Source organism: Bartonella phoceensis (genome assembly GCF_902825145.1).
GTDB lineage: Bacteria > Pseudomonadota > Alphaproteobacteria > Rhizobiales > Rhizobiaceae > Bartonella > Bartonella phoceensis.
On the sequence record NZ_CADEAD010000003.1, the window covers coordinates 204,992 to 230,245 of the forward strand.

21 protein-coding genes, 1 tRNA gene and 3 pseudogenes are annotated in these 25,254 nt (G+C 35.9%); 11 read left to right on the plus strand and 14 right to left on the minus strand.

The window, feature by feature from the left end:
• Positions 1–4: 4 nt before the first annotated feature.
• The 5 genes from J7R07_RS04985 to J7R07_RS05005 form a co-directional block, all read right to left on the minus strand.
• Positions 5–715, minus strand: coding sequence for an ABC transporter ATP-binding protein (locus J7R07_RS04985; protein ID WP_208435802.1), 711 nt, complete (start codon positions 713–715; stop codon positions 5–7).
• Positions 702–1,484 carry an ABC transporter ATP-binding protein gene (locus J7R07_RS04990; protein WP_208435803.1) on the minus strand — a complete coding sequence of 261 codons (783 nt, stop codon included), beginning with the start codon at positions 1,482–1,484 and terminating at the stop codon, positions 702–704. Before J7R07_RS04990 ends, J7R07_RS04985 begins: the two co-directional genes overlap by 14 nt.
• On the minus strand, positions 1,481–2,539 hold the full coding sequence (locus tag J7R07_RS04995) for a branched-chain amino acid ABC transporter permease (protein ID WP_208435804.1): 1,059 nt from the start codon (positions 2,537–2,539) through the stop codon (positions 1,481–1,483). Before J7R07_RS04995 ends, J7R07_RS04990 begins: the two co-directional genes overlap by 4 nt.
• Positions 2,539–3,615, minus strand: a complete 1,077-nt coding sequence (locus J7R07_RS05000; protein ID WP_208435805.1) for a branched-chain amino acid ABC transporter permease — start codon at positions 3,613–3,615, stop codon at positions 2,539–2,541. The genes J7R07_RS04995 and J7R07_RS05000 overlap by 1 nt, the downstream gene beginning before the upstream one ends.
• Before the next feature lie 116 nt (positions 3,616–3,731).
• A complete protein-coding gene (locus J7R07_RS05005) occupies positions 3,732–4,865 on the minus strand; it encodes an ABC transporter substrate-binding protein (protein WP_208435806.1) in 1,134 nt (377 codons plus the stop codon).
• Positions 4,866–5,214: 349 nt separating this feature from the next.
• On the opposite strand from J7R07_RS05005, the gene J7R07_RS05010 reads away from it, so the two are divergent.
• From J7R07_RS05010 to J7R07_RS05025, 4 genes are all read left to right on the plus strand, one after another.
• Positions 5,215–5,790 (plus strand): cold-shock protein, encoded by a 576-nt coding sequence (locus J7R07_RS05010; RefSeq protein ID WP_208435807.1) that lies wholly within the window; start codon positions 5,215–5,217, stop codon positions 5,788–5,790.
• Between the two features lie 251 nt (positions 5,791–6,041).
• Positions 6,042–6,560, plus strand: a complete 519-nt coding sequence (locus tag J7R07_RS05015) for a DUF192 domain-containing protein (protein WP_208435808.1) — start codon at positions 6,042–6,044, stop codon at positions 6,558–6,560.
• Positions 6,557–7,330 carry an alpha/beta fold hydrolase gene (locus J7R07_RS05020; protein ID WP_208435809.1) on the plus strand — a complete coding sequence of 258 codons (774 nt, stop codon included), beginning with the start codon at positions 6,557–6,559 and terminating at the stop codon, positions 7,328–7,330. Before J7R07_RS05015 ends, J7R07_RS05020 begins: the two co-directional genes overlap by 4 nt.
• A 599-nt stretch (positions 7,331–7,929) precedes the next feature.
• Positions 7,930–8,142 (plus strand): DUF3126 family protein, encoded by a 213-nt coding sequence (locus J7R07_RS05025; protein ID WP_208435810.1) that lies wholly within the window; start codon positions 7,930–7,932, stop codon positions 8,140–8,142.
• Between the two features lie 44 nt (positions 8,143–8,186).
• Here the strand turns inward: J7R07_RS05025 and radC are convergent, their stop codons facing one another.
• From radC to sfsA, 3 genes are read right to left on the minus strand one after another with little or no spacing between them, the layout of a single operon-like run.
• A complete protein-coding gene (gene radC / locus J7R07_RS05030) occupies positions 8,187–8,981 on the minus strand; it encodes a RadC family protein (RefSeq protein WP_208435811.1) in 795 nt (264 codons plus the stop codon).
• A gap of 17 nt (positions 8,982–8,998) precedes the next feature.
• The gene (map, locus tag J7R07_RS05035) at positions 8,999–9,829 is read right to left on the minus strand and encodes a type I methionyl aminopeptidase (RefSeq protein WP_208435812.1); all 831 of its coding nucleotides are present in this window, start codon (positions 9,827–9,829) and stop codon (positions 8,999–9,001) included.
• Complete coding sequence (gene sfsA / locus J7R07_RS05040; protein ID WP_208435813.1) at positions 9,822–10,538, minus strand: DNA/RNA nuclease SfsA; 717 nt, start codon at positions 10,536–10,538, stop codon at positions 9,822–9,824. The genes map and sfsA overlap by 8 nt, the downstream gene beginning before the upstream one ends.
• 311 nt (positions 10,539–10,849) lie before the next feature.
• Between sfsA and J7R07_RS05045 the strand changes: the two genes are divergently transcribed.
• From J7R07_RS05045 to ttcA, 4 genes are all read left to right on the plus strand, one after another.
• Positions 10,850–11,686: an RNA methyltransferase gene (locus tag J7R07_RS05045; RefSeq protein ID WP_208435814.1), complete on the plus strand. Its 837-nt coding sequence runs from the start codon at positions 10,850–10,852 to the stop codon at positions 11,684–11,686.
• On the plus strand, positions 11,679–12,500 hold the full coding sequence (murI, locus tag J7R07_RS05050; RefSeq protein ID WP_208435815.1) for a glutamate racemase: 822 nt from the start codon (positions 11,679–11,681) through the stop codon (positions 12,498–12,500). The genes J7R07_RS05045 and murI overlap by 8 nt, the downstream gene beginning before the upstream one ends.
• 175 nt (positions 12,501–12,675) lie before the next feature.
• Positions 12,676–13,293 (plus strand): 30S ribosomal protein S4, encoded by a 618-nt coding sequence (gene rpsD, locus J7R07_RS05055; RefSeq protein WP_208435816.1) that lies wholly within the window; start codon positions 12,676–12,678, stop codon positions 13,291–13,293.
• A 305-nt stretch (positions 13,294–13,598) separates the two neighbouring features.
• Positions 13,599–14,447 carry a tRNA 2-thiocytidine(32) synthetase TtcA gene (gene ttcA, locus J7R07_RS05060; protein ID WP_208435817.1) on the plus strand — a complete coding sequence of 283 codons (849 nt, stop codon included), beginning with the start codon at positions 13,599–13,601 and terminating at the stop codon, positions 14,445–14,447.
• Positions 14,448–14,487: 40 nt separating this feature from the next.
• On the opposite strand, the pseudogene rimO reads toward ttcA, so the two are convergent.
• Together rimO and lexA are read right to left on the minus strand one after the other, a co-directional pair.
• Positions 14,488–15,798 (minus strand): annotated as a pseudogene (gene rimO / locus J7R07_RS05065) (30S ribosomal protein S12 methylthiotransferase RimO).
• 239 nt (positions 15,799–16,037) lie between these two features.
• Positions 16,038–16,751, minus strand: coding sequence for a transcriptional repressor LexA (lexA, locus tag J7R07_RS05070; RefSeq protein WP_208435818.1), 714 nt, complete (start codon positions 16,749–16,751; stop codon positions 16,038–16,040).
• Between the two features lie 1,049 nt (positions 16,752–17,800).
• On the opposite strand from lexA, the gene J7R07_RS05075 reads away from it, so the two are divergent.
• Positions 17,801–17,876: transfer RNA gene (locus J7R07_RS05075), tRNA-Lys, on the plus strand.
• 274 nt (positions 17,877–18,150) lie between these two features.
• Here J7R07_RS05075 and J7R07_RS05080 read toward each other — a convergent pair.
• From J7R07_RS05080 to J7R07_RS05095, 4 genes and pseudogenes are all read right to left on the minus strand, one after another.
• Positions 18,151–19,071: pseudogene (locus J7R07_RS05080) on the minus strand (restriction endonuclease); the annotation flags it as partial.
• 341 nt (positions 19,072–19,412) lie between these two features.
• Positions 19,413–20,191: pseudogene (locus tag J7R07_RS05085) on the minus strand (DUF3987 domain-containing protein); the annotation flags it as partial.
• A 227-nt stretch (positions 20,192–20,418) separates the two neighbouring features.
• Positions 20,419–20,619, minus strand: a complete 201-nt coding sequence (locus J7R07_RS05090) for a helix-turn-helix transcriptional regulator (RefSeq protein ID WP_007346825.1) — start codon at positions 20,617–20,619, stop codon at positions 20,419–20,421.
• 209 nt (positions 20,620–20,828) lie between these two features.
• Complete coding sequence (locus J7R07_RS05095; protein WP_208435819.1) at positions 20,829–21,995, minus strand: tyrosine-type recombinase/integrase; 1,167 nt, start codon at positions 21,993–21,995, stop codon at positions 20,829–20,831.
• A gap of 825 nt (positions 21,996–22,820) precedes the next feature.
• Here J7R07_RS05095 and J7R07_RS05100 point away from each other — a divergent pair.
• Entirely contained in the window at positions 22,821–23,705 is an 885-nt protein-coding gene (locus J7R07_RS05100) for a septal ring lytic transglycosylase RlpA family protein (protein WP_208435820.1), read from the plus strand.
• 358 nt (positions 23,706–24,063) lie between these two features.
• Positions 24,064–25,236 (plus strand): D-alanyl-D-alanine carboxypeptidase family protein, encoded by a 1,173-nt coding sequence (locus tag J7R07_RS05105; protein ID WP_208435821.1) that lies wholly within the window; start codon positions 24,064–24,066, stop codon positions 25,234–25,236.
• Positions 25,237–25,254 lie beyond the last annotated feature (18 nt).

The following is a 25,254-nucleotide window of genomic DNA, read 5'->3' on the forward strand; positions in this document are numbered from 1 at the left end:
GTTTTTATCCACCAAGATATGCTTCTTTAACACGTGGATCAGAAAGCATAGCGTTACCTTTACCATGAAATAGCACATGTCCTACCTCTAAAATATAAGCATAATCAGCAATGGAAAGCGCTGCAAATGCGTTTTGTTCAATAAGGAGAACAGTTTTTCCCATATTATTAATTTTTTGGATAATCGAAAAAAGTTCCTTTACAAGAAGTGGTGCCAAACCCAGAGAAGGTTCATCTAATATTATCATGTCAGGATTGCTCATAAGTGCACGACCGACAGCAAGCATTTGTTGCTCCCCACCTGACATTGTTCCCCCCAATTGTTTTGCTCTTTCACGCAGACGTGGAAAGAGATCAAATATCCATTCAATATCACGAGCAATACCTGATTTATCATGACGGATATAAGCGCCTAGATGGAGATTTTCTAAAACGGTAAGATGAGGCATAATACGGCGTCCTTCAGGACTAAGAGCAATCCCTAATCGCAAAATTTTTTCTGGGGACTTTTTAATAATTGATTCGCCTTTATAGATAATCTCTCCATAGACAGATCGATTCAGTCCTGTAATAGAACGCACAATGCTGCTTTTTCCTGCTCCATTGGCACCTATTAAAGTTACTATACTTCCCTTTTTTATAGACATAGACAAGTTTTGAATAGCTTTAATGGCACCATAATGAACGTGAAGATTTTTTATTTTAAGAATGTCCATAAACATCTCCGCCAAGATAAGCTTCAATAACTTTAGGATTATTACGAATTTCATCTGGTGTGCCATTGGCAATGCAACAACCATACTCCATGACCCAAATATATTGGCAAAGTTCCATAACAACTTTCATATCATGTTCGATAAGCAGAATCGTAAGATCAAAGTCTTTTTGTACTTTTGCTATAAATTGTCTAAGGTCCTCACTCTCCTGTGGGTTCATACCAGCAACAGGTTCATCGAGAAGAAGTAATTTTGGCTTTGTGGCTAACGCGCGTGCAATTTCTAGACGCCTTTGTACACCATAGGCCAGTGTCGTTGCGGATTGATTGGCAAGGTGATCAAGTTGTAGCCGCTCAAGAAGTTCCATCGCATTCTTATAGACTTCTCTTTTCTCTTTCATTGCTTTTGGAAAAAATAGAGCTGAAGAAAACCATGGATGTTTTTGTCGAACATGAGCTCCTACCATAACATTTTGCAAAACTGTCAATCCTGAAAAAAGGCGAATATTTTGGAATGTTCGTGCAATATGGCGCCGACAAATAATGTAAGGAGGGGCTCCAGAAACTTTCTTCCCATCAAAAAGAATGGTTCCACTTGTGGGGGCATAAAATCCTGAAATCATATTAAAAACTGTTGTTTTTCCAGCGCCATTTGGACCAATTAATCCAGTAATTGTTCCTCGTTTTATTGCCATATTAATATTATTTACAGCAACCAATCCGCCAAAACACATCACGATATCATTGAGTGAAAGGATGGTATCGTTCATAGCTTTCCCTCAGTCTTAGAGAGATTTTTGCGTGTCAAAAAGCTATAAATCCCATTCCATGAAAACTCATGTTGTCCTAACAAACCTTTTCTCCAAAATAAGATAATTACAAGCAATAAAAGGGAAAAAATAACCATACGGAGCCCTGGTGTCTCTGGAATATGTATAAAACCTAAGTCAAATGGACTTTCAATAATGCGAAGCCACTCAAGCATGACTGTAATAATAATACTTCCGATAATACTCCCTGTAATTGAACCAAGACCACCCGCAACGACAATCATCAAAATATTAAAAGTAAGAAGAAAATTAAACATTTTGGGATCGATCGTTGAAATAAGAGCAGCCGTCAATGCTCCTCCTATACCTGCAAAAAATGCACCAAGGGTAAAGGAAAAACTACGGTAGAAAAAAGAGTTAATCCCCATTGTTTTTGCAGCAATTTCATCATCTCGAATAGCCCGTAATACATTACCAGTATTGCTTCGCAGCAAGAGGATAATAAAGGTAACCGTAAATGCCAACCAACCATAGTTCCACCATAATGTTGCATATTGAGGTATTCCTTTGATTCCTAGAGAGCCATTTGTTATGGGTGTAGCGTTTGTAATAACAATGCGAATAATTTCTGCAAACCCTAATGTTGCAATTCCAAGATAATCACCACCAAGACGTAAAATAGGGAGAGCAACCAATAAACCTACAATTGCAGCACACAGACCACTTAAAACAACAGCTACAAAAAAAGGCAACTGTAGATGATTTAACGGTTCAGCGATAGGATCAAGAATCCACATCATTTCTTTTTGTTCAGGAGAAAGAAGTAAAATTGCGCATACATACGCACCAATAGCCATGAAGCCAGCATGACCAAGAGAAAACATCCCCGTAAAGCCGTAAATCAAATTAAGTGAAATAGCTAATATTGCATTGATAGCAATAAGATTAATGATACGGAGTGTATAATCATTAAAATGGTTATCAGCATAAAATAAAAAACCAACAAGAATTAAAATGCTAATACATGATAGAAAAGTCGTTGCTAATTTTGCCATTAGATTTTCTCCTGACTTTTTTTGCCCATTAACCCTGTGGGCATTACCAATAAAATCAGAATCAATAAAACAAAAGCGAAAGCATCTCGATATCCAGAAAGAGCAGGAAAGAATGCGATAATCATAATTTCAATAAATCCTAGTAACAATCCCCCCAACATTGCGCCTGGAATTGAGCCAATACCTCCAATAACAGCAGCGATAAACGCTTTTAGTCCAGGAAGAACGCCCATATAAGGTTGGATTTGAGGATAGCGTAATGACCACATAATCCCCGCAACAGCGGCAAGTGCTGAGCCTATACCAAATGTAAATGCAATAACTTTATTGACAGAAACACCCATTAAACGCGTCGTTTCAATATCATGAGAAATTGCACGCATAGCAAGACCAGGTTTTGTTTTATGGATAACCCATAACAATAAAATAATAAGAATAAACGAAACAAGGGGAACGATCAGAGACATGGGAGCAATTCTAATGATTCCATTTGCCCCTGATTTTAAATGCCATAGGAACGGTATTACAAGAAAATCTGGCTGTTTTACACCTTTTGGAACACCACTAAAAAGTACAGTAGAAAGATTTTCAATAAAAAAGGAAACTCCTATTGCACCGATAAGTGCTGAGATACGTGGAGCGTGGCGTAAAGGCTTATAAGCAAACTGATCGATAGTAATCCCTACTGCACTTGTAATAAAAATGGAAAAACAGAGAGCCAATGCCCAAATCGGTGTAAAATCTTGTGGAGCAATTTTAAAATAATAAACGAACCCTAAAGTAAGGATTAAAAAAACAGCAATCCAAAAAATTGAAGGGCGCCTTTTGAATCCTATAAACACCGAATAATAAATAAGAACAGCTATCAAAAAAAGAAGAAGTGCAGCCCAAGCAGGCATAAAGCTAATTGTGGAAAAGAAAACGAAATATGCTCCCAGCATAAAGATATCACCATGAGCAAAATTAATAAGCCTCAATATACCATAGACCATAGTGTAACCAATAGCGATAAGTCCATACAGAGACCCCAATGCCAGTGCATTAAAAAAATACTGGATGAACATTTCAGTGCCCATCTCTCATCCTTCCACATTTGTTAATTCATATAGAATAAATAAGAAACCCTCAGATCTCAGTTGAGGAAAAATCCTCAGCTCCTTCTTAAATTTTTATTAGAAAATTCCTGATTTTTTTAAAAAGCAGGTTTGACTTCATCTAAATAGACACGTTTTCCGCCCTTTATTTCAATTATACCGATAGGAATTTTAGGATTATGATTTTCATCCATAGACATATCACCAAAGGGGGTTTGAAAATCTTTTAATTGGCTAAGTGCTTCAGTAATCTTTTCACGATCTGCACTGCCAGCCTTTTCAATAGCTTTCATAAACATCATATAACTCGTGTATCCCAAAACAGAATTGATATTTGGTTCTTTATCAGGATAAGCTGCTCTCCATTCATTTGTAAATTCTTGCGCAACTGCTGACATATTTGGCATATTTTCACTGTAGGGAAATGTTGTATGTAAGAAACCTTCTGCAGCCTTTCCTGCAATTGCAATAGTTTCTGGATTATCCATAGCATCTCCACCCATTATTTTAAACGTCGCGCCTAGCTCACGCGCTTGTTTCATGATAATGGCACCTTCAGAAAAATAGGATGGAATAAATAGAATATCAGGTTTTTGCGCTATAATCTGTGTAAGAACAGCTGAAAAATCTTGATCTCCAGAATTGTAGTTTAAATCTGCAACAACTTCACCACCTAATTTCTTAAAAGCACGCGCAAAATAACTAGTAAGACCAATTGCGTAATCACTTGATATATCTTTGAGGATAGCTGCTTTTTTGGCATGTAAAGTTTGACTTACATAAGTTGCAATTCCTCTGCCTTGGTAGGAATCAATGAAGCAAGCGCGAAAATAATATCTTTTTCCCTGTGTAACAAGCGGGCTTGTTGAGGAAGTTGCAATGCTTGGAGTCTTTGCTTTTTCAGATATCTCCCCACCAGCTAAGGAGAGTGAAGAACCGTAGCTACCAATGATTCCATGAACATTTTCACTCGCAGTTAAACGTACAACAGCATTAGCGGCTTCTACCTTATCAGATTTATTATCAATAACAACAAGTTTTACTTCACGTCCTAATATTTTTGGGACTTTTTTATGCGCCAATTCTATGCCTCTAATTTCAAGCTGGCCTCCAAATGCATTTTGACCACTTAACGGAAGGTAAACGCCAATTTTGATAGGTTCGCTCGCACAGACACTTGTTAGAAATGCCATGACAGAAGCGAACGTAGTAAGGATTTTTTTCAATTTCATCGCGCACTTTCCTTAATTTGGTTGTAGCTCCTGCACCTTATCTTGAACTTCTTCATCATGCAAGTTTCACATTCATGAAAATATCATAAATATTATTATGTAAAAAATTTTATTCTCTTTTTTTATGAACCGCTTGTTGTAAGATATATCAAGTGTACGATCAAACACTTTTTTAGGCCGTTTGAAGAGAGAACAATTCAGCTATAAATATTTGTGTTGATATTAACATAGGAGGTACGACAACATGGGGAAATCTTATCTTGGGGCTTGCGTGTTGATGCAAGAGCAATGTTTACTTATCGTAGAGAATCAATATCGTACAATTTAAAGCTACAGGATCCATTTTATTATGACGAGTAAGGATGCATTAAAAGATTGTTCCCTATCTGAGGATAGTATAAGTGCTTGTGGTGAGATTATTGAAGTTAGTGGGATCATTAAGTGGTTTGATAGTAGTAAAGGGTACGGATTTATTGTACCTGATTTGCCTAATTTTCCCGATATATTATTGCATGTTACGGTGATGCGCAGGGATGGTTTTCAGACGGCTTTAGAAGGTGCTAAAGTTATCTGTGTTGTGGAAAAAACTGAACGAGGATTGAAGTGCGTTCAAGTGAAATCCATAGATTGTTCTTCAGCGATTCATCCATCAGAAATTCCAGCCCGTACACATGTTGTTGTTACTCCAGAAAGTGGTTTAGAGCGCGCAATTGTTAAATGGTTTAATCGTGATAAAGGATTCGGTTTTCTCAGCCGCGGACAGGGAACAGAAGATATTTTTATTCATATGGAAACATTGCGCCGTTTTGGTTTAGCAGAACTTCGCTCTGGTCAGGTTGTTCTTGTGCGTTTTGGTAAAGGGGAAAAAGGCTTAATGACAGCGGAAATTTATCCGGATATAGGGATTCCGTTTTCTACACACTGAATTTCCTCTTGAAGTTACATGCTCTCTTCGTGTTTTTAACAGAAAAGTATTGTTGTGTAGGTATGATTAGGAATGACTATCAACCCGCAAGTTCAGGAGAAAGTATATCCGTAAAGCTGCAAATTAAATGAAGCTGATTGCCAATAATTGCATTGAAAACAATAAGAAAATAATTCTTTTGTTTTGTACTTTTTAAATTCTGGTACTTTTTATGTAACAAATTTAAGGAATTGTCTGTAGTGGAGATAAAAATGTTAAAGTCTTTTAAAAGAGGCTGTGTCGTTGTATTGGCACTATTTTTCATGTTAGAGGTGCGCACGGTTGCAGCTAAAAAGCCCATGGAGATTCCTGTTCATCCGTTTCCTTTAAAAATACAGACAAAACAAGGTGTAGTTTCTTACAGGGTAGAGATTGCTTTTACACAATCTCAGGCGGCAGCTGGCCTAATGTATCGCACTGATTTTCCACGTGATCACGCAATGCTCTTTAAACAGCAAGGAGGTAAGCAATTAAAGGATAATCAGGAATTTTTTATGTGGATGGCAAATACACCTTTGCCCTTAGATATGATTTTTTTAAACAGTGAAGGGGTTATCGTATCGATTGTTGAAAAAACAACTCCATTTTCAACGGATATTATTGCGTCAGGAGTACCTGCAACTTTCGCACTTGAAGTTAATGCTGGTGAAGTTGCTGAAAAACAAATACAGAAGGGGCAACGTGTTCTGCATCCTACTATTTGTGGAAAGTGTGAAAGTGATGTAAAATGACAGCGGAAGATATTTGTTTTTTTGAATATGGCGGTTTGCAATTTGCTTATCGAGAGGAAGGGCAGGGAGAGCCCATTTTGTTGATCCATGGTTTTGGGTCTTCTGCACGTGTGAATTGGTATGCTACAGGTTGGTTTCATACCCTGACTGAAGCAGGATATCGTGTTATTGCTCTTGATAATCGCGGTCATGGAGATTCTGCTAAAAGTTACGACCCTTCTTTTTATACACCTCAAGCTATGGCTGAAGATGCAATGAGATTGTTGCAGCATTTAGAGTTATCTAAAGTGCATGTCATGGGATATTCTATGGGTGCTCGCATTAGTGCATTTATGGCTCTTTTATATCCAACATACGTACACAGCGTTATTTTTGGTGGCTTAGGTATCGGTATGGTAACAGGGGCAGGAGATTGGCAACCTGTTGCTGAGGCTCTTTTAGCAGAAGATATTTCTACTATTACTAATTCGCGTGGTTTGATGTTTCGTAAATTTGTAGATTATACTAAAAGTGATAGACGCGCTCTCGCTGCTTGTATTATCACATCAAAACAGGAGTTAACAGCAACTGAGCTTTACAAAATTAAACAACCTGCACTTGTTGCTGTCGGTTCATTAGATGAAATCGGCGGTGAAGCAGAACCGTTAGCAGCCTTGTTACCCTGTGGTGAAGTGTTACCCATTCCTGATCGGGATCATATGCTTGCTGTGGGAGATAAGGTTTATAAAAAAGGCGTTATCGATTTTCTTTCTCGTTACCCTATCATATGAGAGATATTCATAGATTTTAGAATTCACCAAATATCTAATATTTTTTCTCTTAGGTAAAGGCAATGTGAATTTTTATAAAAGGATAGAAGAAATAACAATAAGTCTTCATTAGCTTATTTATAGAGAGTATAATTTTTTATAGGTTAAAGGCGTTTACTTTAGAAGTAATTAAAGAGGATTTTTTTAATGTGTACAATAATCTTTTTCCGTAAACAAAGCAGCTGTAAAAAGACGAATGTACCTTTATTTTATAGAATGCTGCTTGTGATAGAAAAGGAAAAATATATAAATTGTTGATCACTGTTTCAGCAGAGTACGCTTATAAATGCAGATGCTAAAATTGGGGATAAGATGAAAATTATTAAAAATTTATGGTTTTCTAACTGTTTTTTTACTTTTGGATCTATACGGTTATATTTCAACGATAGACCATTTAACAAAGTTCTTTAGTATAGTGTGTTAAGAGAGTGTTATTTTGAACATAGGTAATATAAACAAAGATTGGAACTAAAATTTCCCACTATCTTTACGGAATCTTAGGAGTGCCTTATTCGCCGTCCAGGATTTAATTTAGGAGTCTCAAAAAACAGGAGAGCATAGTGAATGCTGATGAAATAAAAAAACTTGATAGTTATTTTAAAAACATATTCCAAAATTCAGCATTGCAAGTGAAAGCGCGGCCTAAAAAGGATGATTCTTGTGAGGTTTATATTGGTGATGAATTTTTAGGTATTATCTATCGAGATGACGATGAAGATGAACTATCATACAATTTCTCGATGGCCATATTAGATATTGATTTAGAAAATTGATTCATTATGAACCATTAAACGGAATTCTTCTTTATTTAAGAGTTTTATATGAGTTTTAATGCTTTGAAACTCGTGTATTCATTTCGTGCGATAATAAGGTGGTCATGAATAGTGATACCTAACGCGTTCGCTGCGTCTTTTAATCTGTATGTCATTGTTACATCTGCTTTAGAAGGTGTCGAATCACCGGAAGGGTGATTGTGCACTAAAATAAGTCCTGCTGCAGATAATTCTAAAGCTCGAGAGATGACTTCACGCGGATAGACAGGAGTATGATCAATGGTTCCAGTTTGTTGTACTTCATCAGCAAGTAAACCATTTTTCTTATCAAGAAACAAAATACGAAATTGTTCACGTGTTTCGTGCGCCATGACAGCTTTACAATAAGCCAATACTTTATCCCATGATGAAAAAATATCACGTTTATACAATTCTGCACGAGCAAGGCGTCCAGCCACATCTGAAATAATTTTTAAATCGACCGCTGTTACCGGGCCACATCCTTGAACTTCTTGAAGCCGATGAATATCAGCACCCAACACGTCAGCCAATGAACCAAAATGTGCTATTAAGCTCTTAGCTATTGGTTTTGTATTCACACGGGGGATAGTACGAAAAAGTAATAATTCAAGGTATTCATAATCTTCAAGGGCATTTCCTTTTGACTTTAAATAGCGTTTACGAAGACGTTCACGATGTCCTTGATAATGTTTATGTATCTGTGAATTTTTCTGAAGCTTTTTACTTTTTATTTCTGTTGTAGGATTAAGTGACAAACCTGATGTTAATGCAAAATGATTGCTTTGAATATCTCCCTTTTTATTTATTTTTTTAGCCATGGCATTTCTACATTTGTTTAGGTACTTGAGCTTGGAATATAAAAAATATTTTTAGGAGATCGCGTAAAAATTTCACATCCTTCACTTGTTACACCAATTGTGTGCTCATACTGTGCAGTAAGAGATCTATCACGTGTAACAGCAGTCCAGCCATCAGACAAAATTTTAACTTGTGGTTTTCCAAGATTGATCATTGGCTCAATTGTAAACATCATACCTTGTTTGAGTTCTATGCCTTCTCCAGGATTTCCATAATGGAGGATATTGGGCGCATCATGAAAAAGCTGTCCGATTCCATGTCCACAAAAATCTCTTACAACTGAGCACCGTTCGGATTCTGCATAGTGTTGAATAGCTGCACCAATATCACCCGTGGTAGCACCGGGTTTGACCATGGAAATTCCTCTCATAAGACTTTCATGTGTTATTTTTAGCAGACGTTCTGCAGCACGCCTTATTCTTCCAACAGGATACATACGGCTTGAATCTCCATGCCAACCGTCAAGAATAAAAGTTACATCAACATTAACAATATCGCCTTCTTGTAAAAGTCTTTTATTGGGGATGCCATGGCAAACAACGTGATTAATGGATGTACAGCATGAATGACCGTATCCATGATAATTCAGGTCAGCAGGAAGAGCATCTCGCTTGGCACCAAAAATAAACACAAAATCATCAATTTCTTGCGTAGTAATACCAGGCTTAATAATCTCCGTAAGTGCATCAAGACATTCTGCAGCAATACGACCAACTTCACGCATTTTAGCAAAAGCGTGCTCATCAAAAATGCGAATTTTCCCATTAAATTTTAAGGGTACTTTATTATATTCAATATAATCAGTCATTGCTTTTTCTGTTTTCTATTTTTACTCGATGAATCGGAAAAATGCCTTCTACACTTACGTGACATTTTACAGCATAAAATTCTACCCCTGATTTTAATGCCAAATTAAATTTGCGTCCATATATTGGGTCTAAATCATGGCAGATTGTAAAAGCTGAGCAATCTTCTCGTTGAATTACATAAAGCGTAGCGGCACGTTTTCCTTGTTGCACAACTTTTATAAGCTCTTCAAGATGGCGTGTACCGCGTTTTGTTTCGGTATCAGGAAATTCTGCTAATCCTTTTTGGCGAATAAAATGGACATTTTTGACTTCTAGATAACAGTCAGGGAGGATACCATCACGCAGAAGAAAATCAATCCGTGATTGTGTCCCATAGCATTGCTCCTTTAAGATTGTTTTATACACGCTTAATTCTGGTAATAGTCCATTTTGAATCGCTTCTAAGGCAAGTTTGTTTGGTAAAGTCGTATTGATTCCAACCAAAGTATTATTTACCTCAACAATTTCTAATCGGTATGCATATTTTCGTTTGGAATTGTTGTTATATGAAAGCCAAATATTAGAGTTAGGAGTTGTCAATCCAAGCATCGATCCTGTATTAGGAACTGATACGGTAAAGATCTGTTGATCGTCCCCTTTAACATCAGCAAGAAAACGTTTATAACGACGAACAAGTTTTGCAGGAAAAAGTTTGGGAATGAAGTGCATTTTCCTTTTTTATAATGCATGATTTTATAATTCAACTCAGATTATGATTTACAAATATTATAATATGTTAAATGGTGCAACGTTAAGGTTAAGGTACCTCAACATAACTGCCCTAAAACTTTAAAACCAAAGTTTGTTTTAATTTTCACAATTCATTGTTAATCCTTTGCAACATAGACTCTGCATGAAAAAATAATATTATAACCGCAATTTATTAGTGAAAAGGCTATTTATGAGGATATCTTCTTAAAATGGTTGCGTTCAAAAAAATCAACTATGAGGGGCATAATATATAGAATTAGGTAGGATTGATGGCTGGAACTAATAAGAATCGTAAAAATTTAACAGATGGTCCAATTATTATTTTAGTTGAACCACAATTGCCTGAGAATATTGGTATGGTAGCAAGGGCGATGGCAAATTTTGGACTTTCTAAGCTCCGCTTAGTCAAACCTCGAGAAACATTTCCAAGTGAAAAAGCCAGGGCCGCTGCAAGTAAAGCAGATCATGTCATTAACAATGCAGTTGTTTTTGATACACTGCGTGACGCGATTGCAGATTTGCATTATGTTTTTGCTACAACAGCACGTGCGAGATGTGGTTTTAAAACTGTAAAAAGTGCCGTTGAAGCAGCGAATATGTTACGTCAGCGTGAAAATATTGGGCATAAAACGGGTATTTTATTTGGAAGAGAACGGTGGGGACTAGAAAATAATGAAATCAGCCTTGTTGATGAAATTATTACTTTTCCAGTTAATCCTGCTTTTGCATCACTTAACATTGCACAAGCAGTTTTGCTCATGTCTTACGAGTGGATGAAATCAGGTTTGGGAGATGGGAGCGATACAGCTTTTCGTGCAGTAGAGATGGAACCAGCAAATAAAGCAACATTTCATGGTTTTTTATCTCAATTAGAAGAAGCTTTGGATGTTCGTGGATATTTTAGACCCAGAGAGCGCAAAGAGGTAATGCTTGCAAATTTGCGTTCTGTTTTTACACGCGCTCATTTTAGTGAATCTGAAGTTCGCTTGTTAAGGGGGATTATCTCTTCATTGGATCATTTTTCTCCTCAATTTCCACGGGGAAGTGGTGCACCTGCAGAACGTCAACGTAAAAAATTAAAAACAAGTGTGAAAACCGATGGATAAACGACCTGTTCTTTTTTTTGATAGTGGCATTGGCGGTTTAACAGTGTTGAGGGAAGTGCGCGTACTTCTTCCTGAAATGCAATTTATTTATGTTGCTGATGACGCTGGATTTCCTTATGGGGATTGGAAAGAAAATATTCTGAAAAATCGAATTGTAAAGATTTTTACAAATCTTTTGGCACTCTATAATCCTGTCTTATGTGTGATTGCTTGTAATACCGTTTCGACATTGATGATGGCAGACTTACGACAGAAGTTTCCCCATATTCTTTTTGTAGGAACAGTTCCCGCAATTAAATCAGCAGCTGAACAAACAAAATCTGGTTTTATTTCAGTCCTAGCCACTCCTGGAACAATTCAGCGGGCTTATACACATGAATTAATAAATTCTTTTGCTGCGCAGTGTGATGTTAAGCTTGTTGGAAGTAATAAACTTGCTAGATTTGCTGAAGATTATTTACGTGGAAAACCTATAAATTTAAAAGAGTTACGTCACGAGATTCTTCCATGTTTTGTTGAGAAAAATGGCAAATACACTGACATTATCGTTTTAGCTTGTACACATTATCCTTTTTTGCTTCACTTTTTTCGTGAACAAGCTTTATGGCCCGTTGAATGGATTGATCCAGCAAAAGCTGTAGCCAAACACACTAGATCATTATTAGAGGAAAAAGTACATTCAAAAAAACTAAAAAAATACAAAGATTTTGCTTTATTTACATCGCAAAATATAACTTCCTCAACAAAGTGTTTATTAGAAGGATTTCACTTAAATGTCGTGAAAGGAGTTGACTTTGGAGTACAAGATCAATAAAATTTCTCATAACTTTCTCTCCTGGGAGAAGGGTATTGATTGACGTGTCCCGTGGATGTCTTTGCATATCATATGTTAAAGTATCCTGTCGGTCTTTTGATTTAAAGGCAGAGGAGGGCGCGTTTCCTTAAGATCTTAATGTGAGGCCTTGTATTCTATTTTTGAAGGAAATGCGATGAGTAAACGCGAAACAACAAAGTACAAAATTGACCGTCGTATGGGAGAAAATATTTGGGGACGTCCCAAATCTCCTGTAAATCGCCGTGATTATGGTCCAGGTCAGCATGGACAACGCCGCAAAGGAAAACTTTCTGATTATGGTGTACAATTGCGCGCTAAGCAGAAATTAAAAGGCTTTTATGGTGATATTTCAGAAAAGCAATTCCGTAAAACTTACGCAGAAGCTGCTCGTCGACGTGGAGATACTGGTGAAAATCTTATCGGACTTTTAGAATCGCGTTTGGATGCTGTCGTCTACCGTGCAAAATTTGTGCCTACGATCTTCGCTTCTCGTCAATTTATCAATCATGGTCATATCAATGTAAATGGTCGGCGCACGAATATTCAATCATATCGTTGTAAACCAGGTGATGTTATTGAAGTTCGTGAAAAATCAAGACAACTTGTTTTGGTATTAGAATCTATACAGTTAGCAGAGCGTGATGTGCCTGAATACATTGAAGCAGATCATAATCAAATGAAGGCAACGTTTACACGGGTCCCTGCTTTTGCGGATGTTCCTTATGCTGTGCAAATGGAACCCAATTTGGTTGTTGAGTTTTATTCTCGTTAATTTTCTATAGAGGGATGTTGCCCTCTTTTATTTTTTGTATGCATTGAAAATGCTGTACCGTTTTTTATAGCCGTTAAGGCTAACAGGTGTTTTTATAAACGAAGTTATACAAGTTTCTTATTGTAAAATATAATAAGAAACTTGTATAATTTTATTTCTTTTTTGTATATCTCATCTATAGATCAACAGAGTATCAATTTAAGCTGTGTTATGTCTATTGTTATCTCTGTTATTCTTGCAGAATAAACTCTTTATTGTGTTAGATTACGGTATTATGGATTAATATTTCAGTCAAATATCAAGCAATGAAAGAAAATGTAGAGAAATTTGATCCTTTAGCAAGAGAAGCTGATAATTGTCACCCAATATTTCGGGTTGCTCCTTCAACTGTGGAGTTTAATAAACTACGTAAACGGCTTTTACGTCATATACGGCAAGCATTTGATGATTTTTCTATGCTGTCTTCAGGAAAAAAATGGCTCATTGCTTTATCGGGTGGAAAGGATTCTTATGGTTTACTCGCGCTTCTTTTAGATTTAAAATGGCGTGGTCTTTTGCCTGTTGAAATTCTCGCTTGTAATCTTGATCAAGGACAACCAGGATTCCCAAAACATATTCTTCCAGATTTTTTAAACTCTTATCAAATTCCATACCGTATTGAATATCAAGATACTTATTCTATTGTTACGGATAAATTGGCACATACACAAACATATTGTTCCCTTTGTTCTCGGTTGCGACGTGGTAATTTATATCGTATTGCGCGTGAAGAGGGATGCTCTGCATTAGTTCTTGGACATCATCGTGATGATGTTTTAGAAACATTTTTTATGAATTTATTTCATGGTGGGCGGTTAGCAGCTATGCCTGGGAAACTTATGAACGATGAAGGAGATCTTTTTGTTTTACGCCCTCTTGTTTACGCTGCAGAAGAAGATATGGAAAAATTTTCTCAAGAAATGCAGTTTCCTATCATTCCTTGCAATCTATGTGGCAGCCAAGATGGGTTACAGCGTAATGTAATGAAAGAAATGCTAAAAGATATCGAAAGAAAAATGCCAGGACGTAAAGAGACTATGATTCGCGCTTTAACAAATGTACGTCCAAGCCATTTGCTCGACAAAAAATTTTTTGATTTTAAAAACTTATTATAAATCCTAATGGTTAAATACGATACGTTTAAACCTCTTACTTTTAAACTGCGATACCATAAAGATCATAAGCATCCGCTTTTTCTATCTTTACGGTGACAAATTCACCAATACGTAGTGGTCGTCGTGTGATGATATATGCACCACTCCATCTACTTCTGAAGCATCATATTGAGTACGACCTTTAGCAATTTTTCCTTGGCTCTCATCGATTAAAACTTGAAGTCTTTTTTCAATTTTTTCCTTTAAAATACGTGTAGAGATTTGTTATTACTTTGCCATAAAGCGATGCAAGCGGCTTTTTTTTATTTCTTCGGCAATGTTTTCTAATCCCAAATCATTTGGGAAGTACCTTTTGCTTTTTCGTATTTAAAACATCCTGTACATTCAATTTTTGCTTCTTCTAATCATTCAAGAAGTATATTAAAATTCTTATTTGTTTCACCTGGAAAGCCAACAATAAATGTTGAACGCAAAGTGAGATTTGGATAAACTGTGCTCCACTTTTCAATTCCACGGTTCGTTTTTTCCATAAGAGCAGGAGACGGTTCGTATTGCGTAAAACAGCTGACGAGGCATGCTGAAAAGGAATATCCAGATAGGGAAGAATTTTTTTGCAGCCATAAGTTCAATAACCTCATCAGCATGGGGATAAGGATAAACGTAATGCATGCGCACCCAAATGCCCATATCGCCTAATTCGCGACAAAGGTCGAAAAATTTGGTTTTTGCTGTGCGCTCTTTCTAAAGGCTCTTAAGATATCTAATATCAATGCCGTAAGCGCTTGTATCTTGCGAGATAACCAAAAGCTCTTTTATACTGGCTTGTACAAGTTTTTCAGCTTTGCAAAGAACATCATTAATAGGACGTGAAATAAGATTACCACGAAGAGTAGGAATGATACAAAAACTGCGCTTATAGCATCCTTCAGAAATTTTTAAATAGACATACGCGGTGTTAAGCAAACACCTTGTGAAGGAACTAAATCAATAAAGGGATCATGAAAACTGTAGGAATTGCCGTATGAACCAGCTTCTATAACACTTTTATAAGCCTGTGGTCCTGTAAATAGCTATTACATGAAGATGTATTTGATGAATAATATCAGATCCGCACCAAGACACCTAGTTACGATAACTTTTCCATTTTCTTTGAGGGCTTCATCAATATTGTCTAATGACTCATTTCGAGCAGAATCAAGAAAACTACAAATATTCACAATCACGAGAGTAGCCCCTTGATGCTTACGTGAGATTTCATAACTTTAGATTGGAATCTTGTAATAATTCGCTTAGAATCTACCAGCGCTTTTGGACAACCAAGGGAGATGAAACTAATACGAGGGGCTGCCATAATAAACTATACCCTGCAACTTTATGCCGATTAAATTTTATTTGCTGTTTTTATTTATTGAGAATAAAAGAATGCTCTTTATTCTTGGTACAAATGCGGCTTGTTACAAAGTTACTCGTTTTCTTACCAAAATGTTTTATGGGTGCGTATGTCATTGTCAATAAGTGTGGCACAATATAAAAAATACCAAACAATTTTTTGCTAGATATATGAACATACTAAGGAAATTTCTTCATTTTTTAATATTTGCGAATAAGGCCTATAAGTTTACCTTGTATCTGGACACGCTCAGAACCGTATATACGTGTTTCATAGTGAGGATTTGCAGCTTCTAATGTAATAGAGGTCCCTTTGCGTCGATAACGTTTTAAAGTTGCCTCTTCTTTATCGATGAATGCTACAACAATTTCACCTGATGTTGCTGTATTTTGACATTTAACAATTATAGTATCTTTATCAAGAATACCAGCTTCAATCATAGAATCATCTCTGACTTCTAAAGCATAGTGCTTACCTGAATTAATCATATCTTGTGGTAAAGAAAGCGTATTTGTTTGTTGCAGTATAGCGGAGACAGGCACACTTGCAGCAATACGACCCATAATAGGAATAGTAATATTCTTTTTGTCTTCTACCTTAAAGTCATCAAGATCACCAAAACTTTTTGATATTTCTCTTCTGTTTTTTTCTATCTTACTGGGAGAAATTTTACGCGCTAGAGAAAGATTAAATGTTATTTTCTCGGGAAGTCGAATCACCTCTACTGCGCGGGCACGATTTGGTAAACGGCGTATAAAACCTCGTTGTTCTAGGGCTACCATGAGCTTATGAATACCAGACTTTGAAGAAAGCTCCAATGCAATTTTCATTTCATCAAAGGAAGGAGAAATGCCAGTTTCCTTTATGTGATTATGAATAAATAAGAGTAGCTCATATTGTTTACACGTCAGCATTCAATATTCCAATCAAAAATAAAGTAAATATAAAATAAAATATGTGTATATATAAATTTATATATTTTTTTAATATAAATTAAAAAACTTCTTTATTAATTTTAATAAATTAATGTTTTTATATTTATATTAATAAATAATACATATTATAATATGAAATTTTAGTTTCATATATATAGTAAAATATATTTACTATATTATATGTATATATTAAATAATACTTTTCTAAATATAATTTACTTATTTTAAATGAGACAAATTATCTTAAACGAAATTCTACAAACATTTTGGGGAAGAGCCATCCATCTCTTTTAAGAATAGATCTGTTTATCTTGTAATATCTATCATAAAAAGCTCGATTAAAAACAGTACTCTATACCCATTCAGCAAAGATGGCAGCTTAATTATACGCACTTGGATCATTTCACGTATTATATTCCTGATTTTTATTTTCAGTAAATTATCTGCATATAAAATATCGAACGTAATTTTCTATAGTCATTAGTGATATTTTTCAATATTATTTTAATTTAATTAGAATTTTTATTTATGTATTCTTATTTTTACATAACAACACATTTCTTCGATATATTTCCTTCGTGCATTACCAAAGTCGCACTCAATATTTGAAAGTTTGAAAAAACATTTACAGATATAAAAATAGACAGTTATACTTTTAAGAAAATAATATAATGCCTATGACTCTCGATAAACATGTTTTTACTTGTTCTACCCGTCAAACTCAATAACGAAGCATACAATTGTTTTGTTCTCTTTGGCTATTTATCAACACATTTTATTATTTGTAGGGATTCTCTGTTTTTCTTCTATATTTCAAAATTTGTGATGAATTTTTATATCGAAATTATTCCTTTTATTGAAAATCAAAATGGGTAAAAATTGTATACATAGTGATGAGAAAAGGAGAAAAGACAGAAAATTATTGATAACTAAACCGAATAATAATATTTTTTTTTAAAAGGTGTTGACCAAATGAAAAGTCAACCGTATGTTCCACTCACTTTCTACGAGCAAAATAGTTTGTATGGGAGCGCGTAGCTCAGTTGGTAGAGCAACTGACTTTTAATCAGTAGGTCCAGGGTTCGAATCCCTGCGCGCTCACCACGTTTCAGTGAGTTATAAAAAATTTGCAGATTTTGAATCCTCTGATTATTTTAACTTATCTTTTTGTTTATCTCGAATCTTTCTAAAATTTTTTGTTGATTCTATTTTAAAGTATTTTCTATCAATTCTTTTAGTATAGAGTGACATCATGTTGGCTTCTATCCAGCTTAAAAGCACCTGTAAATTGTGATATGCTAATGTAAATTTAAGAATATAGCCATCAAATATCTTTCGGTTATCCTTTAATTAATTCTGTTCTTCACTCATCACCATCAGCATGGGGAGAAGAGTTGCCTACTTTCTCGACAAGTCTAGAGACATCGGTTGTCGCAGGGAGGGCTAAATCCGATGCCGATATTTCCCCATCATCCTCTTGGTTTTTACGACGCTTGCCGATTTGCCTATCCGAACACACCGCAAAGCAACGTAAGGGCACTTGTGCATCAGCTGTCCATTCACGAATGCTTTGTGACATCAGGGCAAGAGAGGGCACCAAAAACAATACATGCTTGCCAGTTCCTGCTATGGTTTCTGCTATCTTCAAACTGGTGAAAGTTTTCCCCGTTCCACATGCCATGATCAGCTTGCCACGATCTGCTTCTTTTAACCCTTCACAAACTGCTTTGAGCGCTTCTTTCTGATGATCTAAAAGCTTTTTCTTGGTTTGCTCGTAAAGAACAATGTTGCCAGTCTTATCAAAGAGACTCCAATCGATTTGACTATTGTCCATATCAAACAGATTAATTCGATAAACCGGAACCGCTTGCCCTTCAATCATGGTATTGGCATTTTCGCTTAAGTCTTTTTCGGTGCTATCAATGAGAAGACGGTATTTAAATCTCTTTTTACCAGAAATGGCGATAAAGCTTTCAATATCATCTTGGGTAATCTGATGTTGGGTCTCATAAAATTGACAACGAATAGCAACGTAATCGTCTTGATCACGAATTTTAGCCACCAAATCAATATCAGTGTCTGTATCGCTTCCTTTCCAACCCTTTTCGTCCGCAACCTCTCTATAAGTTTGAACCTTTTCGTATTCTTGCTTTTGAAGAGGATCTTCACTCAGATAGGCAATGTCAAACTTTTCAAAAGCGGCTTGCTTTTCTTGCTCTGATATCGCTTGTTGACGATAAGATTGTAAGAGAGAGCGTAAAGAAACGTGTTTATGATCAGAATAAAGAGGGTGAGACATATTACAACAGGGCTCCGTTTTGGTATGAGGGGTTTAATTCTTATCAAAATAATAAAAACGAAGCTTATTAAATCCATTTTGAACGAATTGAGAAAAAAATGCAGAAAACTGCTAAAAAAGCGGATATTTTTTTAAAAAGGGGTTTTTTAAAGGTTGTTTATCCACAGCCCATGATATGGGATAAGATTAGCAAAGTAGTAAAATCTTCTATTCGTTTTATGGATAAAAAAGACAAATTCGATGTGTGCTTTAAATTATCAGAATGAGTATTTTGAAGTGTTTTACGAGGCACTTTATAGAGAGGTTTTGAAGGTTTCTCACACCCTCAAAATACCTTCAAGGTGTATGGCTTGAAGAATGGGAATAATGCGTGAAGGTTGAATGCCTCCAATCATGGATAAAGTGACATGAGGGATAAAAATGGTTCCACGCTCGATACGATCATAGGTAAATTGATCATCTCCATTAAAAGCTGTGAGATAAAAGGCACGGTCTGTTTGGTATTCCTTTCTTTCTAGATTGGCTAAAAAGCCAGCTAATTCATCACGCACCATTAAGAGACCACGGGGATTTTCTTTTAAGAGTTCCCCAAGCTTTTCAACGGTCATATCATTGACAATAAATCGAGAAACATCATTATCATGCGCCTTGTCTTTAGAGAGGGTTTCATACAAAAGAGCACGTGCTTTTTCACACTCTCCTTTTCTTATTGCTTTATTGGCTTGTCTTTCCTTTTCTCTTTTGTCTAAAGTCTCAAGTCTCTCTTCAATTTCTTGCTTTTCTTTCTGCTTTAACCAGTCTTTATACCATTCCTTTTGAAGGCAAGTGATAGATAGGCGCTAAAGCGGCTTTCATGGCTGGTGTTTTGAATGTTGACGATTGCCCAATAAGAGCACCCCAGAGATTAGGCCCCACAATCCAATCATCATGCTGTTTTAGAGCGATACGCACACCGTTGCCAATGACGGCAGCCAAAGCACAGAGAGCAGAGACAGCAATAAAATTCATAGGGGCTTGTTGACGCTGTGAAACGTCATAAACATAGTCCATGAATGGCATTGGGAGTTGTAATGGATCAAAAAGGCTCGATGGGTAAAAGAGCCGCCGTGATAGGCTTTATTTCGCCCCAACCATTTTGTTACAATGCGATTTCATAAGGAATGGCTTCTAAACAAGTCTTATCATTTAAAGAGCCGTTATCATTATCATTTAAAGGAGTATTATTCTCTAACTTAAAAGAACACATCATTTTAAATCCTATAACATTGCGTCATAGGATGGATTATGCTATCTCTAGATTGATGAGTTTGAGAAAGCCTTGTCCGTCCTTACGTGACAAGGTTTTTTTTATGCCGCGTCATTTTGACGTTGCTGTTTCGCTTGCTCGATTACATTCAAAAGATCCGATTGTAACCAACGGGATAAAAAACCAAATTTTAAAGGTTTTGGGAGAGAGCCATTGGTGACATGACGGCGGAAAGTTGAGACACTCATATGAAGCAATTTTGCACTTTCACGGTCTGTTAAAAGAATATCATTTTCTGTCATTCTAAAATCCTTTCATTCTCAAAAAATAGAACCAAATCATGCCTATTTATTAAACACATTTTAGTTTATTTTTGAAGGTATTTTATTTATAGAAAACAATATTTTATCATATAAATTCTGATGTGATAAATTATGAGTCTCATTGAGAGCGAATGAGAGAGAAGAGAGCTAAAGTTATCCACAGATCATGGGGTTATGCACCCCATATCTTAAGATTGACCAGTGACATAAGCCGCCCATTTATCCATATAGACCCGGCGCTGCTCTAGATACTCAGTCCGACGATAGGCACGCTCTACTTGTCCTCCTACCGTATGACTTAGAATAGTTTCAGTGACCTCATAGGGGGCATCGGTTGTTTCAGCAAGCCAATTGCGTAAACTAGAGCGAAAGCCATGGGGGCAGGCTTCAAGTCCGGTTGTTTTCATGTATTTTGTCATGCAAGTGTCTCCAAGAGGACCACGACTGCGCGTATAAAAAAGGAATCTATTGCGAGATAGAGGGCGTGCTTGTTCTATCACTTTTAATGCTTCTGTTGATAAGGGGACACGAAACTCTTTTGTAGCATCACGCTTTCCTTTCATATTTTCAGCAGGGATTGTCCATATATCTCCATCAATCTGATCTTCACGAATATGACGCAAGGGATTGGTACGAACCCCTGTAAGGATAAGCAAACGCAAAGCCAGTTGTGTGGGGTTTGTTGTTTGGCAAAGCGTTTTATAAAAAGCGGGAACATCTTTCCAATCCATTGCAGGTAAGTTTTTGATTTTATGGCGTTGTTTACCTAAGAGAGCTTGTGCTTTTGTTACTGCTTGTAAATCAACATCCAAACCCAAAGCAGCCGCATGTTTGAGACAAAGATTGAGACGAATGAGAGCTCTACGCGCTGTAACAGCTTTTGTATGCCAGATAGGGGCAATAGTGTTGCGTATCTCTGTTTGTGTAATTTCTGAAACGGGTAAACAGCCTAATTTAGGGAGAATATGAAGGCGTAATGGTAAAAACCAATCTCCATCTTTACCATCATTCTTGAGTTCAGCTTTACGACTTTCAAAAGCATCCACGGCAATATCTTTTAAATAATGGAGATTGCTTATTGCTTCACGCTTTTGTTTATTGCGTTCTTTAATGGGGTCACGACCCTCACGTAAAACCGAACGCCACCCAGTTGCCAATTCACGGGCTTGTTTTAAAGAGACATCTCGCAACGCTCCCAAACCCATTTCACGGCGGCGCCCGTGAAGGGTATACCGTAAAATCCATTGAGCACCACCATCTTTACGCTTGTGAAGAAGCAAGCCGGCGCCATCATTATATTTGCCAGCCTCCAATGTTGCGACAGATCTTGCATTAAGACGGTTCATAAGAGCCATTTTTTAATCCTTTCTTATACAAATTTGATCCACACACTCATCCCACTTGTTATGTGTAAATGAGTGGTTTTGATTGATTCAAGATAAACAGCTTTGAAATGAGAGAATCCTACGTTATTCGAGTTTCTCACTCAACATACAAAACGGTAAATTATCATTATAAATCAATATTTTGAACAGACATTCCAAAGTTTCCCAAGATCTTGAATGAAACACGGTTGTGTGATCTGAAAAACCACCCTGAAACCTACACCTACAAGCACACCCGGGAAATAGATTATCTTACCGCTGTTCAGAGCGCTTATTATCAAAAAGAGATCTTGACAGCTAAACAGAAGAGACGAATAGGGCTATTGTATATAACCATTTAATCGGATATGTGCTTTTTTGAGACATTGAAAGGGTAGCCAAGTCAAATGCGACAGCAATATGGATAGCAATACATAAAGTGGATGATGTTCAGATATTATTAAAATTGGTATTTCAAAACTATAGAAAAGTAATACGTAATTATCGAATTATTCCATTAATTTACGTTTCTTTTGCATCAATTAGAATGATTTTACCGCTCATTACACAGAATCATCTCACACACTTATTTACGCTCTGTATTATGAAATCATATTTTTTATAAAGACATTTATTCCTTGCGAAAAATCATAAAAAGATTAATAATATATTAACTTCTTGATAAAAGGTAGTTTTTTGGGCTATCATAGATGCACGAGGGGATCTATCCAAAAATATGAATTTCTTTATCGCATATAGAAGATGCAATGTGGTTTTTTGTAGTAAATACTCAATTTAAAATAAGCGGACTGACAAATGCTTTTAATTAGCAAAGAAAAATTTACCCCTATTCTTTATTCAATATTTCAATTTGTTTCTGTAGTGGTTGTGTCCCAGTTATTGGCATCTTGCTGTGCAAGCAAAACAGCATATTTTCCAATAAAGAATTTTTACAATGGTAAAGAAACCGATGTGAAGATAAAGACCGCCATTCTTCCTAAAAAAAATTCAAGTGTACAAAATCAATCAAAAGAAAAGAGAAGTGGGCGGGCTGTTGTCGGTAAACCTTATCAAGTAAACGGAAAGTGGTATTATCCCCAAAAGGATCCAACTTATCAACGTGTTGGACAAGCATCATGGTATGGTGAGGATTTTCACGGGCGTTTAACTGCAAACGGTGAGACTTATAACATGTACCTCTTAACTGCTGCTCATCCCACAATGTCTTTGCCAAGTTATGCTCGTGTTACTAATCTGAAAAATGGATCTTCACTTATTGTTAGAGTGAATGATCGCGGTCCTTTTATGAAAGATAGAATCATTGATTTATCGAAGCAAGCTGCAGAAATACTTGGATATGCAAGTGCGGGTGTAACAAATGTTAAAGTGGAATATATTTCTGAAGCACCTATTGGCTATTATGATGGGGCTTATTTAATGGCTTCTTATATATCAGGGGATAAGGTTCTATCTTCAGGCGCATTGGCGGATATTTCGAAAGAGAGAAAAAATATCGTGCTAGAAAAAATCAGAACAGATAAGCAAAAACGATTAGCTGAAGCTGTAATTGAACAAAACCAACTCAATAAAACTCTTTCCATAAAATTGCCAGAAGTTGGTCCTGTTTTGATTGATAAACCAACATTGTTTGATCAAGTGGCTTTCATAAATAAGCTAAGCAAAAAGATACACATTAATTAATTATACATATTTTAAGAAAATAATATTTGTTTTTTACTATCTATAATTTTCGAATTATAGATGGTTAATTATAGTGGGATTTTTTTTAAACAAAATGTGAAGTTGCATATTATTATTATGGAATAAGATAATTTTTCCTAAGAGAGTCAGTATACTTTACATGCATTTAAGACATTAATAAAAATAAATCCTATGCGAAAAACAAAAAAGAACGTGTGCATACTGGTTTATTTTGATTCTAATGAGAAGAAATAAAAAACTTTTCTCATTTTTTGATGATTCTAATCTGCAAAAAAACAAATCTTTCTTATATAAAGGGATTCTTTATGCTGAGATCTTTAATGGGGGAGAAGCTGCTATGCATATAGCATTAAGGTTTTTATTCACCTTATTTTGGATATTAATATTAAACGGGTGGGGGAGAACACAAAATTTTCAAAATTCTGCATCACAATTGCTGTTAATAGATAATAATACAGGTACAGTACTTCTTGAAAAACAAAGTGATATTACTTTTTTTCCGGCTTCATTAACAAAATTGATGACAGCTGAAGTTATATTTCATCAATTAAAAGAAGGCTTGTTGAGCAATACACAAAAATTCAAAGTAAGTGAAAATGCTTGGCGTAAAGGTGGAGCACCTTCTGGTACAACGACCATGTTTGCAAAAGTAAAAACAGAAATTGGTATTTCTGATCTTTTGCGCGGTTTAATTATTGTTAATGGTAATGATGCTGCCATTATTCTTGCTGAAGGAATAGCGGGAAATGAAGCTAATTTTGCAAAACTCATGAATCAGAGGGCAAAAATACTTGGATTGTCGCATAGTCACTTTGTTAACGCAACAGGACTTCCTGAAGAGGGACAATTTGTATCCCTGCGTGATATGATTACATTGGCACGTCACATTGTTCATGAATATCCCGACTACTATACGCTTTACCGTGAACCTGGTTTTACTTGGAATAATATTTTTCAACGTAACAAAAATCCTCTTATTTCCAAGGAAATTGGTGTAGAAGGTTTCGGTTTTGGTTATAGTGAAAAAGAAGGTTTTTCAATGATTATTTCTGTAAACAGAAATAGCCGACGTCTTTTTTTAGCAATAAATGGTTTGCAAAATAGTAAAGGACATACAAAAGAAGTGGAACGTATTCTTCAATGGGGAATGACAGCTTTTGAGCTTAAAACAATCTTCACAAAAGGAGAAACGATTGGCCGCGCTTCTGTTTATGGCGGGACACAAAATTCTGTTTCTCTTATTGCTAAAGAACCGGTGAGCTTTATGCTTTCGAATGAAAAAAAAATGAATGTTAAAGTAAAAATTAAATATCACGGTCCTTTAAAAGCACCCATCGTTTCAGGTCAACCAGTTGGTGTTCTTCAAATTTTAGAGGATAAAAAAGTTCTTCTCGAAAAAATGGTTTTTGCTGGAAATGATGTTCAAGAAGGAAATTTTTTTGCAAAAGTAAAAAATGCACTTTATGAAATAACAATTGGATGGTTACGAAAATATTTATATATGCGCTAAATAAAGTTAAGGTTTATA